Annotated in this window: 20 protein-coding genes and 1 tRNA gene; 8 read left to right on the top strand and 13 right to left on the bottom strand. The window is 69.5% G+C overall.

The genetic code is table 11. The features are described from left to right. Nucleotides 1–2 precede the first annotated feature (2 nt). The 3 genes from dnaG to OHS18_RS17600 are packed head-to-tail and all read left to right on the top strand — an operon-like array spanning nucleotide 3 to nucleotide 3,262. Nucleotides 3–1,922 carry a DNA primase gene (gene dnaG, locus OHS18_RS17610; RefSeq protein ID WP_328451253.1) on the top strand — a complete coding sequence of 640 codons (1,920 nt, stop codon included), beginning with the start codon at nucleotides 3–5 and terminating at the stop codon, nucleotides 1,920–1,922. Between the two features lies 1 nt (nucleotide 1,923). After that, nucleotides 1,924–2,451 carry a hypothetical protein gene (locus tag OHS18_RS17605; protein ID WP_328617779.1) on the top strand — a complete coding sequence of 176 codons (528 nt, stop codon included), beginning with the start codon at nucleotides 1,924–1,926 and terminating at the stop codon, nucleotides 2,449–2,451. Between the two features lie 49 nt (nucleotides 2,452–2,500). After that, nucleotides 2,501–3,262: a trans-aconitate 2-methyltransferase gene (locus OHS18_RS17600; RefSeq protein WP_328617778.1), complete on the top strand. Its 762-nt coding sequence runs from the start codon at nucleotides 2,501–2,503 to the stop codon at nucleotides 3,260–3,262. Here the strand turns inward: OHS18_RS17600 and OHS18_RS17595 are convergent. Then, on the bottom strand, nucleotides 3,259–3,435 hold the full coding sequence (locus OHS18_RS17595) for a hypothetical protein (RefSeq protein ID WP_247054991.1): 177 nt from the start codon (nucleotides 3,433–3,435) through the stop codon (nucleotides 3,259–3,261). The genes OHS18_RS17600 and OHS18_RS17595 overlap by 4 nt on opposite strands. A gap of 165 nt (nucleotides 3,436–3,600) precedes the next feature. Between OHS18_RS17595 and OHS18_RS17590 the strand changes: the two genes are divergently transcribed. Then, nucleotides 3,601–3,673: transfer RNA gene (locus OHS18_RS17590), tRNA-Asn, on the top strand. A gap of 376 nt (nucleotides 3,674–4,049) precedes the next feature. After that, the gene (locus tag OHS18_RS48565; protein WP_442875387.1) at nucleotides 4,050–4,400 is read left to right on the top strand and encodes a hypothetical protein; all 351 of its coding nucleotides are present in this window, start codon (nucleotides 4,050–4,052) and stop codon (nucleotides 4,398–4,400) included. A 421-nt stretch (nucleotides 4,401–4,821) separates the two neighbouring features. On the opposite strand, the gene OHS18_RS17580 is transcribed toward OHS18_RS48565, so the two are convergent. The 7 genes from OHS18_RS17580 to OHS18_RS17550 form a co-directional block, all read right to left on the bottom strand. Beyond that, nucleotides 4,822–6,006, bottom strand: coding sequence for an RNA polymerase sigma factor (locus OHS18_RS17580; protein ID WP_328617777.1), 1,185 nt, complete (start codon nucleotides 6,004–6,006; stop codon nucleotides 4,822–4,824). A gap of 561 nt (nucleotides 6,007–6,567) precedes the next feature. Continuing rightward, the gene (locus tag OHS18_RS17575) at nucleotides 6,568–7,152 is read right to left on the bottom strand and encodes a DUF3885 domain-containing protein (RefSeq protein ID WP_328617776.1); all 585 of its coding nucleotides are present in this window, start codon (nucleotides 7,150–7,152) and stop codon (nucleotides 6,568–6,570) included. 647 nt (nucleotides 7,153–7,799) lie between these two features. Beyond that, nucleotides 7,800–8,393, bottom strand: a complete 594-nt coding sequence (locus OHS18_RS17570) for a DUF3558 family protein (RefSeq protein ID WP_328617775.1) — start codon at nucleotides 8,391–8,393, stop codon at nucleotides 7,800–7,802. Then, a complete protein-coding gene (locus OHS18_RS17565) occupies nucleotides 8,390–9,145 on the bottom strand; it encodes a WXG100 family type VII secretion target (RefSeq protein WP_328617774.1) in 756 nt (251 codons plus the stop codon). Before OHS18_RS17565 ends, OHS18_RS17570 begins: the two co-directional genes overlap by 4 nt. Beyond that, the gene (locus OHS18_RS17560) at nucleotides 9,142–9,519 is read right to left on the bottom strand and encodes a hypothetical protein (protein WP_328617773.1); all 378 of its coding nucleotides are present in this window, start codon (nucleotides 9,517–9,519) and stop codon (nucleotides 9,142–9,144) included. The genes OHS18_RS17565 and OHS18_RS17560 overlap by 4 nt, the downstream gene beginning before the upstream one ends. Beyond that, complete coding sequence (locus OHS18_RS17555; RefSeq protein WP_328617772.1) at nucleotides 9,516–9,827, bottom strand: hypothetical protein; 312 nt, start codon at nucleotides 9,825–9,827, stop codon at nucleotides 9,516–9,518. Before OHS18_RS17555 ends, OHS18_RS17560 begins: the two co-directional genes overlap by 4 nt. Next, nucleotides 9,824–10,348, bottom strand: a complete 525-nt coding sequence (locus tag OHS18_RS17550; RefSeq protein ID WP_328617771.1) for a YbaB/EbfC family nucleoid-associated protein — start codon at nucleotides 10,346–10,348, stop codon at nucleotides 9,824–9,826. The genes OHS18_RS17555 and OHS18_RS17550 overlap by 4 nt, the downstream gene beginning before the upstream one ends. Before the next feature lie 303 nt (nucleotides 10,349–10,651). Here OHS18_RS17550 and OHS18_RS17545 point away from each other — a divergent pair, with 303 nt between their 5' ends. Continuing rightward, entirely contained in the window at nucleotides 10,652–11,599 is a 948-nt protein-coding gene (locus OHS18_RS17545) for an EcsC family protein (RefSeq protein ID WP_328617770.1), read from the top strand. Nucleotides 11,600–12,202: 603 nt separating this feature from the next. On the opposite strand, the gene OHS18_RS17540 is transcribed toward OHS18_RS17545, so the two are convergent. The 5 genes from OHS18_RS17540 to OHS18_RS17520 all read right to left on the bottom strand — a co-directional run bounded on the left by OHS18_RS17540 (nucleotide 12,203) and on the right by OHS18_RS17520 (nucleotide 15,404). Continuing rightward, complete coding sequence (locus OHS18_RS17540; protein WP_328617769.1) at nucleotides 12,203–12,841, bottom strand: hypothetical protein; 639 nt, start codon at nucleotides 12,839–12,841, stop codon at nucleotides 12,203–12,205. Nucleotides 12,842–12,955: 114 nt separating this feature from the next. After that, nucleotides 12,956–13,306, bottom strand: coding sequence for a hypothetical protein (locus OHS18_RS17535; protein ID WP_328617768.1), 351 nt, complete (start codon nucleotides 13,304–13,306; stop codon nucleotides 12,956–12,958). 13 nt (nucleotides 13,307–13,319) lie between these two features. Next, nucleotides 13,320–13,820 (bottom strand): TetR/AcrR family transcriptional regulator, encoded by a 501-nt coding sequence (locus tag OHS18_RS17530; RefSeq protein WP_328617767.1) that lies wholly within the window; start codon nucleotides 13,818–13,820, stop codon nucleotides 13,320–13,322. A gap of 145 nt (nucleotides 13,821–13,965) precedes the next feature. Continuing rightward, nucleotides 13,966–14,661: a TetR/AcrR family transcriptional regulator gene (locus tag OHS18_RS17525; protein ID WP_328451277.1), complete on the bottom strand. Its 696-nt coding sequence runs from the start codon at nucleotides 14,659–14,661 to the stop codon at nucleotides 13,966–13,968. Further along, nucleotides 14,658–15,404, bottom strand: coding sequence for a TetR/AcrR family transcriptional regulator (locus tag OHS18_RS17520; protein ID WP_328617766.1), 747 nt, complete (start codon nucleotides 15,402–15,404; stop codon nucleotides 14,658–14,660). Before OHS18_RS17520 ends, OHS18_RS17525 begins: the two co-directional genes overlap by 4 nt. Before the next feature lie 109 nt (nucleotides 15,405–15,513). Between OHS18_RS17520 and OHS18_RS17515 the strand changes: the two genes are divergently transcribed. Continuing rightward, nucleotides 15,514–16,587: a medium chain dehydrogenase/reductase family protein gene (locus tag OHS18_RS17515; protein ID WP_328617765.1), complete on the top strand. Its 1,074-nt coding sequence runs from the start codon at nucleotides 15,514–15,516 to the stop codon at nucleotides 16,585–16,587. Between the two features lie 40 nt (nucleotides 16,588–16,627). Continuing rightward, entirely contained in the window at nucleotides 16,628–17,350 is a 723-nt protein-coding gene (locus OHS18_RS17510) for a DUF998 domain-containing protein (protein ID WP_328617764.1), read from the top strand. The last annotated feature ends 16 nt before the right edge of the window (nucleotides 17,351–17,366 follow it).

Raw genomic sequence — 17,366 nt, 5'->3', positions numbered from 1 at the left:
CTATGGTGGTACACGTGGCAGGACGGATTCGGGAGAGCGACATCGCGGAAGTGCGCGAACGGAACCGGATCGACGAGGTCGTCGGGGAGTACGTGGCGCTGCGCCGCGCCGGTGGGGGCAGCCTGAAGGGCCTCTGCCCGTTCCACAACGAGAAGACCCCGTCGTTCAACGTCCGCCCGACGCACGGCACCTTCCACTGCTTCGGCTGTGGCGAGGGCGGTGACGTGATCAAGTTCGTCCAGAAGATCGACCTGATCACCTTCGTCGAGGCCGTCGAGCGGCTGGCCGACCGGGTCGGCATCCGGCTCGTCTACGAAGGCGGCGGCGCGACGATCCAGCGCGACCGCGGCAGCCGCAGCCGGCTGATCGAGGCGCACCGCGCGGCCCAGGAGTTCTACGCCGAGCAGCTGGTCACCGACGAGGCGCGCACCGCGCGGGACTTCCTGTCCGAGCGCGGGTTCGACGCGGCCGCGGCGAAGACGTTCGGCTGCGGTTACGCCCCCGGCGGCTGGGACAAGCTGACCAAGCACCTGCTCACGCGCGGTTTCGAGGTCAAGGAGCTGCTGACGGCGGGATTGTCCAAGGAGGGCCAGCGCGGCCCGATGGACCGCTTCCACCGGCGTCTGGTCTGGCCGATCCGCGACGTCGGCAACGAGGTCGTCGGCTTCGGCGCGCGGCGGCTGTTCGACGACGACCGGATCTCGGCCAAGTACCTCAACACCGCCGAGTCGCCGATCTACAAGAAGTCCCAGGTCATGTTCGGTCTCGACCTGGCCAAGCGCGAGATCGCGAAGCGGCACCAGGTCGTCGTGGTCGAGGGCTACACCGACGTGATGGCGATGCACGCGTCCGGCGTGCCGACGGCCGTGGCGTCCTCGGGCACGGCGTTCGGCGAAGACCACATGAAGGTGCTTCGCCGGCTGATGATGGACGACGACGCCTTCCGCGGCGAAGTGATCTTCACCTTCGACGGTGACGAAGCGGGCCAGAAGGCCGCGCTCAAGGCGTTCGAAGGCGACCAGACGTTCGCCGGCCAGACCTACATCGCGGTCGCGCCGGACGGCATGGACCCGTGCGAGCTGCGCCTGGCCAAGGGCGACAGCGCGGTCAAGGACCTGGTCGCGCGGCGGATCCCGCTGTTCGAGTTCGCCATCCGCAGCACGCTGAAGAACTTCGACCTCGACGCCGTCGACGGCCAGGTCTCGGCGCTGCAGAAGACCGTGCCGATGGTCGCCGCGATCAAGGACCGCGCGGCCCGCGACGGCTACGCGTCGAAGCTCGCCTGGTGGGTCGGCTGGCAGGACGTCGCCCAGGTCGTCAACCGCGTGCGCGGCAGCGCGGGCGCGACCGACAAGCGCGGCGGCGCGCCGTTGAAGCAGCCGGCCCGCGTCGGCGCGCCCGAGGTGAAGGCCCCGGAATCCGACCTCGCCCGGCCCGCGCCGAAGGACCCGCGGTTCGCGATCCAGCGCGAGGCGCTGAAGGCCGCGCTGCAGCAGCCCGCGATCGCCGGGCCCGAGTACGACTCGCTGCCGCTGGAGGCGTTCACGCACCCGGTGTACATCGCGGTGCACGAGGCCGTGCTGAAGGCCGGCGGCGCCGGTTCGGGCCTGACCGGCCCGTCGCTGCTGGACGCCGCGGCCCCGCACTGTCCGGAAGGGACGGTCAAGCGGGTGCTCTCGGAGCTGGCCGTGGAACCGTTGCAGGCCAAGGACGAAGTCGACTCCCGCTACATCTCCTCGATCCTCGCCCGGCTGCAGGAGAGCCTCGTCGGGCGGCAGATCGCGGAGATCAAGGGGAAGCTGCAGCGGCTGTCGCCGGTCGAGGCGCCGGACGACTACCGCGCGCTCTTCGGCGACCTCGTCGCGCTGGAGCAGTACAAGAAATCGCTGGGCGAGCAGGCCTCTGCCAGCTCGTGGAGCTGACGTGGGTTTCCTGCGCCGGTTGCTCGGCGACCGCACCCCCGAGGGCTTCGCCGGCTCGCTGGACGCCGGCGAGGACGTCGTGGACAGCGCACCCGTCGAGGGCGGCGGGCACCTGCTCGTCACGCCGCTCGGGCTGTGGATCCCGGACGGCCCCGGCGGCGCGCGGCGCGTCGGCTGGCACCTGATCGGCAAGGCGGCCTGGAAGGGCGGCGTTTTCACGCTGACCGAGTCGGAAGAGACCGGTACCGCGGGATCGGCGGTCGTGCTGGCCGACCTCGCGCCGGTGCGGTTCAGCCTGCCGGAGCCCGGCAAGGTGCCGCACCACGTCCGGCTGCGCGTCGACGGGTCGGTGCGTTCGCGGCACCGCCAGGAGATCGGCCCCGGTGGCGGCGCGTGGTTCGTCCAGCGCAAGGTCCCCGGCCGCGACGGCAGCGTCCTGCAGGTCCGCCCGGACCCGGGCACCGACGTCTCGCTGGTGGCGGCCATCGCCGAGCAGGTCGCGGCGACGCTGGCTACCGCCGCCGAATAGCAGTACGCTCGTACTCAGTACAGGCGTACTGTTTGTTCGGGAGGCGACCGTGTGGGATCCGGAGAAGTACCTCGACTACGCCGACCTGCGGGCCCGGCCGTTCTACGACCTGACGTCCCGGATCGGCGCGACGTCGCCCCGGCGCGTGGCCGATCTCGGCTGCGGGCCCGGGAACCTCACGGTCGACCTGGGGAAACGCTGGCCCGGTGCCGCCTTGGAGTGCAGTGATAGTTCACCCGAAATGGTGGAAGCCGCCCGCTCCCGCGGCCTGGACGCTTCGCTGCTCGACGTGAACGACTGGACGCCGGCGCCGGACACCGACGTCGTCGTGTCGAACGCCGTCCTGCAGTGGGTGCCCGAGCACCGCGACCTGCTCCGCCGCTGGGCCGGGCAGTTGCCGTCCGGCGCGTGGCTGGCGGTCCAGGTGCCGGGCAACTTCGACGCGCCGTCGCACGCGCTGACCCTCGAGCTGGCGGCGTCCCCGGCCTGGTCGTCCCAGCTGGCCGACGTCGTCCTGCGCGAGGACGACGCGGTCTCGAGCCCGCTCGAGTACGCGAACCTCCTGGCCGACGCCGGCTGCGGCGTCGACGCCTGGGAGACGACGTACGTCCAGCCGCTGCGCGGATCGCGCGCGGTGCTGGAGTGGATCACCGGAACGGCGCTGCGCCCGATCCGCGCGGCCCTCCCGGACGAGGCGTGGGACCGGTTCCGCGCCGAACTGGCCCCCCGGCTCGACCAGGCGTACCCGACCCGCGCGGACGGCACGACGTGGTTCGAGTTCCGCCGCGTGTTCGTCGTCGCGCAGGTCTAACGCCGGCGTCCCGCCTTTTCGCTGATCTTGGCCCGCGCCACCCCGGCGGCACCCTGGACCATCGGATGGTCGACGACCCGGCGGTAGGTGCGCACGAGCTGCTCGTACCGCCCCCGGCCTGCCTTGGCGCCCAGTACGTAGCCCAGGCCCGCGCCCAGCAGGAACTTCTTCATCCGTGTCCACGCCTCTCGTCGATAGGTCGTCCGAGGTGTCCATTGTCCAGGAAAACGGCCCGCAGGGGGCGGTTGCGCTAAGTGGGGGGTGGTGCGAACCCGGTTGCGGGGATGGTCTAAAGTTCTTCTGGTCGGGCGAGAGCGCGGCACCGGAAAGAGCGACATTCCCCTGTAGCTCAACTGGCAGAGCATTCGGCTGTTAACCGGAGGGTTCTTGGTTCGAGTCCAAGCGGGGGAGCAAAGCCCAGGTCAACGACCTGGGCTTTTTTGCTACCCAGAAGCAGGGGCGATCTGGTGTCGATCTTGACGATCGTCCAGATCGTGGTCTGCCCGGCTGCCACTGCTGTCGGCCGGCTCTGATGGTCGCCGGCGGGGCTGCACGGGCGCGGCTTCGCGGTGCGGTAGGGCCGCCGGTGCGCACTGTGTCGCCCGCGTCGATCACTGACTCATGGCCGGGCGCGACTCCGGCGCCTGACGGCGGTCTGCCGTGCTTCCTGTCGCCGGTGTGGAGGCGGCTTCTGTGCGGGCTACCGGTTTCGGCGAGATCAGCGCGGCGATCATGCAGCGATCTGCGCGCCCGGTCGCGTTCGGACGGGGCGGAAGGGTGATCTTGATTGATCGCTGCGCAGGAGCGCGCGATCGTCGGGCGCCGTGAAGGGTTCCTGGTGTGCGGGGACCGGGCCGCCGGGCTCGTGCAGAAGGCGCTGCTGCGGCTGTACGCGCGCTGGTACCGCATCGACCCGGTCGGTGTCAGCGCTACGCCTACGCGCGCCGGCGCGTCTCTCGCCGCGTTCGCTGGTGGCCGACCCGACCAGCCGGGCTTCTGCGACCGGGAACGAGCCGAGGCAAGACACAAGGCCGCGCTCCCTTTGACCGGCCGCCGCCGCTGCGACGTCCTCTACGCGATGCTCTGTAACAGCACCTGGTATCTCGAACCAGCTTCAGCCGCGGCTGGACAATTGTGAGATTGCGCGGGCTGCCCAGTGGCCACAGGGACACGCCGGCCATGGCGACGGGATCTTGGTTCCGCCGTGCGGGCAGCTGTTCGTCCGCGCTGTTGCCGGACCAGGCTGCCTCTAGCGGTGGGCGAGTCCCGGATGTCGGCCGGGCGTGGGATTGCTCCGTGACCTAGAGCGCAACGGCCGCTGAACCAGGCCATGCCGCAGGCGTCCCCGAGGCGCCGGCGACCGAAGGCGCAGCCATGCTCGCGAACCTCTGTCCCGGGGGTGGCCGCCGGTCAGTGGGTTCTCCTGACGGCGACCACCCGCACGGACGGTGGAAGCCCGTTCGTCCCCGCCGACATGCGACGACCCGGCGATGGTTACTGCGTGGCACGGTGGCGGGTGGCGAACCGCTGTTGGCCGACGCTCTGGGACGAGGCCTGGCTCATCCCTGCGGTTGCTTCGTCTTCTCCGCCTTTTTCGACTCTTTCGCAGCCTGCTTCGACTCTTTCGCCGCCTGTTTTGCCGACTGCTTTGCCGCATGCTTGTCCGTCGCGGCCGTCTCACCGGCGCTGGTGGTCTCGGCCTGTTGTTCTGCCGCCGCGTCGCCCGCGGACGACGACTCCGGCGTGGGCGGCGCCGAGGTGAGCTGCGCCTCCGACGAGGGCCGCTGTTCGCTGCCGGCCGGGACGTTCGCCGCGGGCCGCGTTCCCACCGGTTGCGAGGTCGAGCCGTCGGCACCGGCCGCCGGGGGCGCGGGCGCGATGTCGGACGTGCTCGCGCCGATCGCGACCGTCGTGACGAGTGCCGCACTCGCGGCGGCCACCTTCGTCGCCATGGCCCACGAAAGCGCGGAGGCCCCGGTGCTCGCGGCCGCTCCGGATGTGGCGACGGAGCCGGAAGCGGTCAGCCAGTGCGTCACGACCGGGAGACCCAGGATGAGGGGGGCGACGGCGGCGGGCAGTTCCTGATTGAGCTCCCGGAGACCGGTGGCCAGCTTCCGGCAGTCCGGGCAGCGATCCAGGTGGGTCGTGATCCGGTACGCCTTGCGGTCGCCGACGCCGTCGCGCACCCAGCGAGCGAGCTGGCCGGAGACGACCCGGCAGGTGCGCCGCCGCACCTCGGGGACGTGCTGGTCCAGGTACGCCTGCCGCAGCCCCTCCCGGGCGCGGTAGGCCAGCGCGGCGACGCCGTTGGGCGTCATCCCGAAGTCTTCGGCGATCTTGGCCGGCGACTCGCCCTCGATCTCGGTCCGCCACAGCACCGCCCGCCACCGCTCGGGCAAGGTCGCGAACGCCCCCGCGGCGACGGTGCCGTGCATCCGACTGTCCACCGGCTCGTCACAGCCTTCGCTCGGCAGAACGTCCGGCACCTCGGCGACCAACGAGAGCGCGGAGTCGCGCCTCCGCCAGCTGATCAGCGTGTTCCGGATGGTCGTGAGCAGATACGACCGGAATTCCTCGTCCGGGCCCTCACCCGACCGCAAGATCCGTAGCACGCGGGTGAATCCTTCGGCGACGAGGTCGTCCCGCTCCGCGTCGCCTGACGCGATCATGGCCGCCACCCGGCGGGCCGCGACCAGGTGCCGGTCGTAGAGCCGGCCGTACGCGGCGTTGTCCCCGCCGCGCACCGCCCGGATCAAATCCGCGTCACTCGGGACATCCACTGTCCCGGCCGCCACCGGTGCCACCTCGGTCAACCCCCAGCCTCGCTCGTGCGCTTGCACGTGCACAACGATCCGTGATCGTGGTCCAACGAGAGCCCCGGCGCAAGGTCTCGGCGATGAAAGCCCCGTTTCTTCCGCGTTGAGTGTCCCTGACCCGTGTCTTGTCAGGCGACCGAGCGCTCCGGCGCGGTTTCCGCCCGTGTCTTCGGCCCGTCGTCGCCCGGCGCGAAGGGCCGCAGTCGTCATTACGCCTACGACTAGCGATACCTCGGTTAAAACAAAGTGGTCGGCAGTGGTTGCGTGTGACGCGGCCAGACATAACCAGTCGGCCACATACCCTTGACCGGTCAGCCGCCACAGCGTGTCCGCGATCCCCGGCGGATGGATCCCGAACGGCGTCCTACCCGGTCCCCGGCTTCGAAGGTGTGCGATGGCTTGAGATCCCCGAGCCGAGTCACGGTCGCAGTGTTTCCGTCGTGATCGCCGGCGACAGCGCGGTCAGCCGCGTTGGCGGGTGTCGGGCGTTCAGTATCCGGACGGATGGTCCGAGAGCCAGTCGGTGTGGGAGTGCTTGATGGTGTCGCGTTCGCTGGTCGTCGGCAGCAGGAGGTCTGCGCCTCCGTCGTAGGGATGGTGGATCCGGTCGAAGGACAAGCTGGTGATCATCACTCCGACGGTGGCTTCATCGGCCGCGGCGCGGAGCAGGTCGTCCACGAGACCGGGTCGCCAAGTCCTGCGGCTGACGTACAGATGGGTGTAGGTGATGAAGTCCGGGTCGGTTTCTTCTTCATCGGTGCGGACGGACATCCAGTGCCGGGCGCCCGGGTTCCAGAGCACGTGGTGCGCGGACAGCGCCGGTGGTTCGGACGCGTCCGACCAGTCGGTGGTGACGATCCGGACGTCCTGTCCGTGGAACAGCTCGTCCAAAACCGTGTTGTAGCGTTGGAGCACGATGTCGTACTCGGAGTCGGTGTCGGGATATCTTTTGGATCCGGGCAGGCTGTGGAAACGCACCCATCGGTCGTGGCAGGCCTGTTTCAGGCTATCGGCCAGCGGGGAGCACCCCGGCCACTGACGCCTCCACAGGGTTGACAGGTCGTCATCCGGCACGTGATCACCTTTTCCTGTCGGCAGCCGACCGGCTCTCCGCCTCCCACCGGTCGGCTGAGCCCGTCGAACCTACGTGCTGAGTCATCCGCACGCCGCCTGTCAGGCGCCACTGCGCTGGATGTTTTGCCGACGAGTTCTTCGAGGCACGAGAGGGCAGTTACGACCGCAGAAATGTGTCCTTCAAGCTGAGAGTCGGGCGCGTCTGGACGCGGGTCCGGCCGCCGCAGTCGACCGCGTGGTATTCCAGCACGACGACGGGCCCGGTTTCGTGGTCCCCGACCGTGAGAAGGGGTTGCCCCTTCGCAGTAGAGGTCGACGACGACCTCTGCGTTCCGTGCGCACCGGAGGCGGACGCTCCGGTGGATCGCGTCCCAGCGGCCTGGCCGGCACGGCTGCTCCGCAACTAACTTCCCGGCGATGTGCATCCCGTTCCGCGCGCACTTTCTCGAAAAGCTCTTCCCGCTTGCCCGCAACGCCAGTATCACACGACCGTGGTGCGTTCTCTGCCCGGCCGGGCCGTCCGCTCGCCGGCATGAGCGTGTGTCAGTCGGAAGGTCGCGATCGCCGACAGAGCGTCGGTCATTACGCAACCGGCCAGAACTCACTTCAGTGGTGTTGGGGCACCGACAGAAGCGGGTACAGCGCGGTTACGCAGTCAGGTTGGCGACGGCGAGGGCGGCGATCTTCTGTGCGGCGCCGCAGGGGTCGTGCTGCCACGGTCCGGCTTCGGGCTGGTCGGCGGTGGCGGCGCTGATGTAGACGAGGGTGCTGTTGTCGGCGGCGAGTGCGAGGGTGCAGCCGCGCGGCCCGTCGGCCTGTTTGCTGGGGATGTTCTCGTCGATGGAGACGATGACCGCCGGGTAGATGGTCTCGACGGTGATCGGTTCCCAGTGGTTGCCGGTGTCGTGGCCCAGGGCGTGCTCTTGATACAGGATCTGCAGGCTGTCGCCCAGGTTCGAGGTGTTGACCTTGGCGACGGCGCCGAACGTGGTGACACACCGGTTGCCGTCGCGGCTGCGTTCACCGCCGGTGAAACCGAGGGCGGTGAGCTGCTCGACGGTGACTGCGGCGCACGGATCGGCGCGGAACCGGCCGGCCCCGCTCATCCCGATCCCGGGGATCGGCGGGACCGAGACCGACGGCTCGGCCGGAACCGGTGGGCGACCGGACGAACAGCCGGCACTCAGCCCCGAAACCAGCAGCGCGACGAAGACACCGCAGAGGGTACGGCGTCGGGTCATGAGTGGGTCGCTCCCGGCTTGACCTGCCAGCGGGCCGGGTCGTCGATGACGCCCCGGCTGTCGCCGACGTCGGGCAACGTGGCGAAGTTGGCTTCGATCACGGTCAGCTGAAGGCGGTCGCCGATCTGCTTGCCGATGTCGGTCATCAACCCGCCGAGCAGGGTCAGGCAGTCGGTCCAGAAGGTCGCGAACGCGGAGTTGATCGCGTCGGCGACATCCTTGAACCCGATGACCGCCAGCGGGGGCAGGGCAGTCGATTCCGCGACGGCGATGCCGATCTTCCCGCCGAGCTGGGCGAGGTTGATCGCACATTTGCCGATGGTCGTGAGCAGGTTCTTGTAGGTGTCGATAATCGTCTGGGCGATGGAGGACATCGTGTTGGTCAGGCTGATCAACGAGTTCTGGTTCTGCCCCAGGACGGTCACGGCGTTGCCGGCGTACTCGTTGAACTGGCCGGCGGCGTCACCGTGCCAGGCTTTCGCCAGGGTCAGCTTGGCGTCGGTGAGCTGCTTGGCCGCGTCGGACAGAGACGATTCCTTGGCGAACCTGTCGGCGAGCCGCAGGACCTTACCGATGTCGCCGGCGATGAAGACACGGAGCTTGTCCAGCAAGGTCACGATGCCGTGCGCGCCGATGAACTCGGCCCAGTAGCGGATGGTCGCGTCGGAGTCGACGGGGTAGGGCATGCCCGCCTGCGGTGGCGTGGCCGGCGCCGGCGGGCCGGTCGTCCACGGCGTAGGAATGTCGCTCACGGAAGCCCTCCCTCGAGCTTCTTGAGCCGCTCGTATTCGGCGGCGTCCTGTTGTTCGTAGTAGGAGGCGGCGGTCTGCAGAGCCTGGGCCAGTTGTTGCAGCGTCTCGGCGTTCTTCGCCGACACTCCGCGGATCGTCTCGATGGCCCGGTTGTACTGCTCGGCCGTTCCCGCGCCGTGGACGTTGGGCATGATCGTCGTCAACGTCCCGGGCAAGCCCAGATCGAACTCGCCGAGCAGGGTCCCGGCGAGATCCGTCAGGGCGAACGCGGTGACCAGGTCTGCGGCACCGGCGACGTCGTCGGCGGCTTTGCGCAAAGCTTCTGGATAGACCCGGTAGCCGCGGCCGGAGATGTCGTTGGGGTCGAAACTCATGCCAGCCCCGTTTCGGTCACAGCTGCGGCGACGGTGTCGCGGCGTCGCTGATCGGCTCGGCGTTCGGCGTCCCGGATGCCCTGCAACAAGGTGCGGGCCAAGGCGTCGGCGGAGTACTGGCGCAGCTCGGCGACGTCGAGGGTCACCTCGCTCAGGTCGCCGGCGCCGGACACGGTCACCGAGCCCAGCTCACCCGGCAGCCGCCACTGCAGCGGAGCTTGTTCGGCGCCGCGCGCGGTCTGCGCGACCGTGGCCACGGCGGTGTCGATTTCCCGCGCCAGGTTGTACAGCTCGTCCTGGTAGTTCACCAGCGTCCCCGTTCCTCGTCTTCGCCGCTGTCGTCGCCGAGGAAGTCGAGGTTCTCGAAGTTCTCCTCCTCCACCTCCACCCGCCGGGGACGCGCGGACGCCGGCGAGAGGTTCGGCCGGCCCGGCTCTGGTTGCGTGCGGTCGTCGTGGGCGGGGCCGACCCGGTGGTCGACGGCAACGCCGCCTGGTGGCGGGGCGGGAGCGGGCTGCCACACCTGGTCCTTGTCCAGGACCGCGCGCACCTTCGCGGTGGCCACGGTGCTGGCTTGGCGGCGTGCGGCCGCGACGGCCTCGACCACGTCGGGCCCGACGGTGTGTGGGTGGGCGCCGCGCATCGCAGCGGTACTGATCTTCAGGTCCAGGAGCCGGCCGTGGCCGCTCACAGTGGCGGTCACCGCGCTGTCGCGGGACTGGCCGGTGAACCGGACCCGCTCGAGTTCCTCGTCCAGTTCTGCGGCTTGCCGCCGCATCATGTCCGCGTTGAACACCACGTCGGTGTCGCCTCCCCACGTTCCCGACACGCACTTCGAGGTCAAGACCTGCGGCCATCACTGGTGGTCGCGGGTTGGTGACCCACGCCGGTCAGCGTAGCTGATCGAGACACGTGTCGATGGCACCTTTCCCGGGCCTCCGCCGTGAAGGTGACATGCAGCACTGACGTCCAGGTCACGTGTGCCGCGAAGGAGCCGTTGTGTCGCAGCAGCGCGAGGCCGGGGACGACAGCATTGTCGTGACTGCTCGGCGCTGTCGGCACCGGAACCGCTTACCATGCCCCATGAGTTCGCCGCAGCAGGCGGAGCGGTCTTCGCATCGAGGGGGTGGCCGTGGGTGTCGAGCAGATGAGCCCGTACGAGCGTGCGGCGTGGCAGGACATCGAGCGCTGGCGTGAGGAGCGGTTGGCGGTCAACGAGCGCCGTCTGCTGCCGCAGGGCGTTCGTGATCGCCTGGTCAAGGGTGGCCAGGTCGCCAAGGGACGGCTCGAGCAAGTGCCCGGCGCGGAGCAGCTGACCTCGGTCGTCGGCAATTCGATCGAAGGATTGCTGAAGTTGGTGAACAAGGCCAGCGAAGCGACGCTGCGACGCAAGGCGGTCGTCGCGGCCTATGCCAAGCGCGGGCACGCGGTCAGCGAGCTGAGCGACATCCACAAACTGGACCTGGGCGATGTCGACAAGGCCAAGCCTCGTCTGGGGCTGCGCTACACGGCTTTCAGCGCGGTCGAGGGTGCGGGCGCCGGCCTGGCGGTTTCCGGCGGTGAACTGCTCACCACAGCCGGTGGTGTCGTCGGGGTGGGTGCCGGTGCGGCGCCCGGTGTGGGCACGGTCGCCGCGGCGATCGCGGCTGACGCCGTGTTGGTGCTGGGTGCGATGACGAGGGCGATCGCCCACACCGCCGCGTACTACGGCTACGACACCGAGTTGCCGCAGGAGCGGGTGTTCGCGCTCGGCGTTCTCAGCTTCGGGATGGCCCAGCAGACCAGCAAGAGCGTCGCGTACGTCCAGTTGAACAAGCTCGTGAACGACCTCGCCCGAAGGGCGACGTGGGAGCAGCTGAACAGGAACGGTGTCACGCGGATCGTCAAAGCGTTCTACGAGCGATTCGCGGTGCGGCTGACGAAGCAGAAGCTCGGGCAGGCGGTGCCGGTCCTGGGCATCGCGATCGGCGCCGGGCTCAACGCGCGGTGCTGCACAACCTCACCGAGGACGCCGAGCATCTTTACCGCGAGCGGTTCCTGCGCGAGAAACACCACCTGGAGACGGTCGATGTCACCGTGACCACGAAGGATGCCGACCTCGATCCGGACGACGACACGATCCACATCGCGGAGATCGTCGAGGAAGCGACCGCCGACGAGCAGGACACCGACGGGCCGACTGTCGGCTGACCCGGGTGCGATTCCCCGGAGGGAGGTGTTCTGGTCGAGCACGCGGCGCGCGTTTCAGTCGTGTAGGTGTTGTGGCTGTCGGTGGCAAGGTCGAACCTACGGCCGCTGCGAGCGCGCTTCGGGTTGTCCGGGGATACCGCCCATCGCTCCTTCGCCTGGTCTGGCAGCCGGTCCGCGCGGGACGTGATCACCTCGGGCAGTTCTCGAACCGAAGTGCTGTCGACGCCATCGCCGAACCGGTCTGGAACGGTCTCGATGCCGAGGCTGGTGCCGGGCAACGGCTCGCCGCAGGCTCGGCCTTCCGGATCGCCGACGACGCCCTGCACATCTGCCAGACCGTCGGCCGCAAGTTGGCCTGCGGGCCCACGCCCTGTTCGACGGCTGCGGCCTTGATCCGGGCTCCCGCTGAGGCGGTGTGCGGGGAGTATCACCTGAGTCGTCGGTGACGGTGCTCGGCCGGAAGCCGTTCGTGCCGGCCGAAAGCCTGCCGCGGTCACGGCTTTGACTCGACGGTATCTACGCCGGGCCGGCTGAGGGCCTGCTCCGCGAGAGCCCCACCGTTTCCGGGCGGGGATGCGCTGACTTCAAGGTAGGTGGTGCCGTCGCGTTGAGATTCCCGGATGGTGCCGCCGTATTTGCGGAGGTGGTCGATGAGGTAGAGCTTGTCGCTGTCGGAGATGGGGGCGGCGCAACGGTCCGGATTGGCGGGCGGAGTGGCAAGCGCCGGAGCCAGTCTTCCGGCCACCGGGAGAATCACGGCGGCGACAAGGACGACCACCAGCGTCGGTTCGGCGCCGCGGAGATCGAGTAGGTGCGGCAGAGGGGCGGAGGATGTCGTGGACTCGATGATCTGCAGGTCGATTCGGGAAGCCGGTAAGGGTGCCAACACCACCGTCAGCAGCGCCGCCTCGACTGCCGCGGGGATGGGGACGGAAGCCCTGGACGATGCCCAGGACCACTGGCGGGCCGTCACGTCCACTATCAGCGACCACAGCCAGCACACAACCACCAACACTCCGCACCAAGCGACGCTCCACGAGAACGGCACCTTCACCGGGAACAGGCCGAGGCTGGACCCGGTGAAAGTCAGGTGCATAGCGCCGATCACGCCAGCGGCTAACACCACGCTCAATAGGCTGTTGCCACTCGTGCGCGGCGAGCAACCGCGCCTCGACCGGGGTGGCGGTCACGACGGACCGCGCCATCACGACCGTGGCGAGGTGGGAGAACATCGGCCCACCTTCTTTCAGCGCAGGGCGTTCTCGACCAGCGTGACGGTCTCGCGCGGGTTCTCGACCTGGAGGACCAGGCGGGCGTAGCGCTCGTCGGCGAGTTCGATCACGACGGCCTTCGACGCATCCTTGACGTCCCAGAAGACTTTCTCGCCGTCGAGGTGGAACGTGCCCGCCGTGATCACGCCGGGTACGTGGGCACCCGGCGCGCGGATCCCCTTGGGGTCGGCGGCGATGCCGGGGTCCGCGGTCGCGCCGCGGACGTTGGCCAGCGGGATGGTCAGGCTGCTCTTGAAGGCCCAGAGCTTGTCGAGACCTTCGATGACGACAACGAGGTCGGCGCCGTCGATGTGGACCTGTGCCATGGCTGTTTCCTTGTCAGTCGGGAGGATCGAAGCGTTGGGTGAGCGCGGCGCCGACACCGTCGGGGTTGCCGCGCAGGAGGATGCCCAGTGCGGCGGCCGTGAGGGCGGCGGCCAGGTCTGCGGAAATGTCGAGTGCGTCGGCGATCGCCTGGTCGATGGCGGCCAGCGCCGCGGCCACCTCGGTGGCCACCTCCTCGTCGGCCGGTGCCCGTTCGACCACCGCCAGCAGCAGCAGACCGAGGTCGGCCGACGTGACGAGCCGCAGCGCGGTCGCGGCATCCGGTGCCGCGGTGAGCGCGTCGACCACGGGACGGACGTCGTCGGCGAGGTGGCGGCGCAGCGCGACCAGGTAAAGGCCGCGCTTGCTGCCGAACGTCTTGTACAGGCTGTTGCGGTGCAGGCCGAGGTGGGCGACGAGGTCGTCGATCGACACCCCGTCGTACGCGCGGCCACCGAACAATCCCACGGCGGCGCGCACCACCTCGTCCTCGTCGAACGCCCTCCGTCTGCCCATGCCACGACGATAGACTTTTGAGGAACGATCAGTCAAGAACGATCGTTCCTCAAAACTGCGGAGGCTGGGGAGTGCACCGCGTCGCCCACGATCCCGGTCCGCGCCGGTGACCGGCGCACGTGTCCGATGCCTACCCGCACAAACCTCAGGTGGCCGTCAGGAAGTGAATGGCGTTGTCGATCTCCAGGTCGATCAACCGCTGGGCCTCGATGGTGCGGTTGTCGAAGATCCCGGTGAGCTCGAGGCTGACAATCCCGTGGACCCGGGTCCAGATCACGATGGCGGCGGTCGCCGCGCGGGGTGCGGTGGCCGGCCGCGCCTGGGCCTGTGCCCATTGCCGCAGCTGCCCGTCGAGGGTGCGGTCGCCGGTGGTGCCGCCGGCCGGTGCGGTGTCCTGGATGGCCACCAGCAGGTCGACGAGCAAGCCCATCGCCTGGTCCAGTGGGGTTTGTGCGGGTGCCTGCCCGGGCCCGTCGCCGGCGCGCTCGGCGAAGAGCATTCCGTAGCGCCGCCGGTGGCGCAGTGCCCAGTCGCGGTAGGCGGCGACCAGGAGCCGTACTCGCGTGCGTGGTGCTCGCCTGGCGCCCTCGGAGGCTTGGCTCATCGCGGTGGCGAGCTGCTGGTAGGACAGGGTGACCAGGTGCGCGATCAGCGCGTCCCGAGAGGGGAAGTAGCGGTAGACCGCCGGTGCGGACATCGCCATGCTGCGGGCGAGGGCCGCGATGGACAGCGCGTGCACGCCCTCGGCGTCGATGATCGCGAACGACGAGTCCTCGATCTCCCGGAACGTCTGGGCCCGGAGCCGTTCACGCCGGTTCATCGCTGGCGGCTGGTCGGTCATCGTCGCATCGTAATGGACCGTCGCGATGTCGAAGGCGACGTCACTCTGCTACGGGGAGTCACGCGGTGGCGCAGGCTGTCCAGCATCGCCTCGACCTCGGTCCGGTAGAGCACCGCGGCGTCGATGCCGGTGGCGGTCAGATGCCCGCCCAGTTCGAGGCTGATCAGGCCGTGCAGCCGGCTCCACCAGACCAGCCCGAAGTGCAGCACCCCACTGGGGAGGTGGCGCCGGCCGTCGCCGCCGTTCCACCGCCGGATCTGCTGCTCCAGCGCGGCCGGGAGCGAGGGGGCGGCTGGCTCGCCGGCTTCGGCCACGACGCCCAGGAACACGTCCATGCACCGCTGCGCGGCTGACGCGATGCGGTCGGCGGCCTGATCGCGGGCCGAGCCGTAGGTGGTCTCGTAGGCCAGGTGGTAGGCGTGGGGCTGGGCCAGAGCCCAGTCCCGGTAGGTGTTGGCGACCGCGCCGACCCGCGCCGAGGCGGACGTCTCCCGGGCGGCGGCGGCTTCGAGGGCGCCGGCAAGCGCCAGGTGGATATCGACCGCCAGGTCGGCCAGCAGCTCGTCGCGGCCGGCGAAGTAGCGGTACAGCGCGGGCGCGGACATCGCCATGCTCCGCGCGATCGCGTTGAGCGACACCGTTTCCGCGCCGCCTTCGCGCAGCTGGCCCATCGCGGCGGACTTGATCTCGGCCACGGTCTGGCGCCGGTATCGCTCGCGCCGGGTCGGCTCCTGCTCGGGCATCGTGCAGCACCTTCTTTCGCGCTATGAGTTGACGCAGTATGACACGGCGATGCATAGTTACGACCATTAACAGAGTGACTGAGCGTCGCGCTAACTTCAGGAGTCAGCCATGACCGAGACGAACCTCCCCACCGGGGCCACCGTGACCGCCACCGAGGTGGTGCTGCCGGGCAAGGTCGAACCGTCCGGGTTCCGGGTGCTCCGGCGCTCGCTGCCGGCGCCGGCAGCCGGTCAGGCCCTGGTGCGCGTCGAGTCGACCGCTGTTTCCTTCGCCGAGAGCGCGATGCGCCGCGGCCGCTACTACGGCCAGCCCGCGTTCCCCTTCGTGCCCGGTTACGACCTCGTCGGCGTCGTCGAGTCGGTCGGCCCGGGCGTGGACCGCGCCCTGATCGGCCGGCGGTTCGCCGCGCTGACCAAGACCGGTGCCTGGGCGACGGCCGTCGTGCTGCCCGCCGCCGACCTGGTGGCGGTGCCCGAGGGCGTGAGCCCGGACGAGGCGGAGACGGTGACGGTCAACGGGCTGACCGCCTACCAGATGCTGCACCACGTCGCGAAAGTGAAGGCCGGGCAGACCGTGCTCGTGCTGGGCGTCGCGGGTGGCGTCGGCACGCTGCTGGCCCAGCTCGCCCGCCACGCGGGCGCTCGGGTGATCGGCACGGCGAGCCCCCGCCAGCACGAGGCCCTGCGTGAACTGGGTGTTCAGCCGGTCGACTACCGGGATCCCGACGTCGCCGCCCGGGTCCGGGAACTCGCCCCCGACGGCGTGGACGCCGTGTTCGACCACCTCGGCGGGGCGAGCATCTCCCGGTCCTACCGGTTGCTCACCAGCACCGGAACCCTCATCTGCTACAGCATCGCGAGCAAGCTCGACGACCGCACTCCGGTGCTGCTCAGCTTCCTGCACGTGCTGACGAAACTGACGTTCTGGAACTACCTTCCCACCCGCAAGCACGCGAGCTTCTTCGACGTGTGGTCGGGTGCGGGCAAGCCCGGCTCGGCGAAGCGGGAGGCGTTCCGCGCCCGGATCCGCACCGACCTCACCCACGTCTTCGGGCTTCTGCGTGATGGGGTGCTCACCGCGAAGATCGCCGCCCGCTACCCGCTCACCGAAGTGGCGGCGGCCATGGAACTCTCCGAGTCCTCCGGCCGGACGATCCTGGGAAAGATCGTCCTCGTTCCCTAGCCGAAGCCTGCGAACCCCGGTACCGGAAGGACAATCGACCATGGAGAACCAGCCCGTCGGCACCCGGCCGCGGACCGGGATGTCAGCGGCGCCGGCCGGTTTCGCCATCGCCCTCGTGCTCGGCGCGCTGGTGTATGCGATCAGCGAGACCGTCACCGCCCGCGCCTGGTCGACACCGGCCTACAGCTACAGCGCGAACTACGTCAGCGACCTGGGAAACCCGCACTGTGCCGCGTACGACGGGCGGATCGTCTGTTCTCCGTTGCACGCACTGATGAACTGGGGGTTCGTCGCCCAGGGACTGCTGCTGGCCTGCGCCGTGCTGCTGGTCGGCCGGGTGGTCGAGGGCCGGACGCGAGCCGTGGTGCTCGGCATCGGCGCGGCAACCACGGTGGGCTTCGTGTTGACCGGAGCCGCGCACAGTTCCCCCGATGCGGTGGCGCAAGGCACGCTGTGGCTGCACTACACGGGGGCGACGATGGCGATCCTCGGCGGCAACGCGCTGGCGATCGTCATCAGCCGGCACTGGCGCCGGCTGCGGATCCCCAGGGCCGTCGGCGTGGCGGGTGTCGTGCTGGGTGCCGCGGGGATCGTTGCCGCCCTGACGTGGTTGGCGACGTTAGGTGTGGTTCCACCGGGCATTCCGGAACGGGCCGCCGTGTACGCCTTCGTGCTGTGGCAACTGCTCGTCGGCGGATTCGTCCTGCACGTCACCCAACCGTTTCGCGCGCTGCTCTCACGGCGCTCGCGTGAGCGGATCTGACTTTCCCCTCAGCCGC

This window comes from Amycolatopsis sp. NBC_00355, assembly GCF_036104975.1.
Classification (GTDB): domain Bacteria; phylum Actinomycetota; class Actinomycetes; order Mycobacteriales; family Pseudonocardiaceae; genus Amycolatopsis.
This window is presented reverse-complemented; position numbering and strand designations above follow the sequence as displayed.

What these genes read in the sequence shown, in the direction of transcription:
- OHS18_RS17520 (WP_328617766.1), bottom strand. Translation starts at nt 15,404, where the DNA reads ATGCCCGAGCAGGAGCCGACCCGGCGCGAGCGATACCGGCGCCAGACC.
- OHS18_RS17595 (WP_247054991.1), bottom strand. Translation starts at nt 3,435, where the DNA reads ATGAAGAAGTTCCTGCTGGGCGCGGGCCTGGGCTACGTACTGGGCGCC.
- OHS18_RS17510 (WP_328617764.1), top strand. Translation starts at nt 16,628, where the DNA reads ATGGAGAACCAGCCCGTCGGCACCCGGCCGCGGACCGGGATGTCAGCG.
- OHS18_RS17525 (WP_328451277.1), bottom strand. Translation starts at nt 14,661, where the DNA reads ATGACCGACCAGCCGCCAGCGATGAACCGGCGTGAACGGCTCCGGGCC.
- dnaG (WP_328451253.1), top strand. Translation starts at nt 3, where the DNA reads ATGGTGGTACACGTGGCAGGACGGATTCGGGAGAGCGACATCGCGGAA.
- OHS18_RS17515 (WP_328617765.1), top strand. Translation starts at nt 15,514, where the DNA reads ATGACCGAGACGAACCTCCCCACCGGGGCCACCGTGACCGCCACCGAG.
- OHS18_RS17560 (WP_328617773.1), bottom strand. Translation starts at nt 9,519, where the DNA reads ATGAGTTTCGACCCCAACGACATCTCCGGCCGCGGCTACCGGGTCTAT.
- OHS18_RS17530 (WP_328617767.1), bottom strand. Translation starts at nt 13,820, where the DNA reads ATGGGCAGACGGAGGGCGTTCGACGAGGACGAGGTGGTGCGCGCCGCC.
- OHS18_RS17570 (WP_328617775.1), bottom strand. Translation starts at nt 8,393, where the DNA reads ATGACCCGACGCCGTACCCTCTGCGGTGTCTTCGTCGCGCTGCTGGTT.
- OHS18_RS17535 (WP_328617768.1), bottom strand. Translation starts at nt 13,306, where the DNA reads ATGGCACAGGTCCACATCGACGGCGCCGACCTCGTTGTCGTCATCGAA.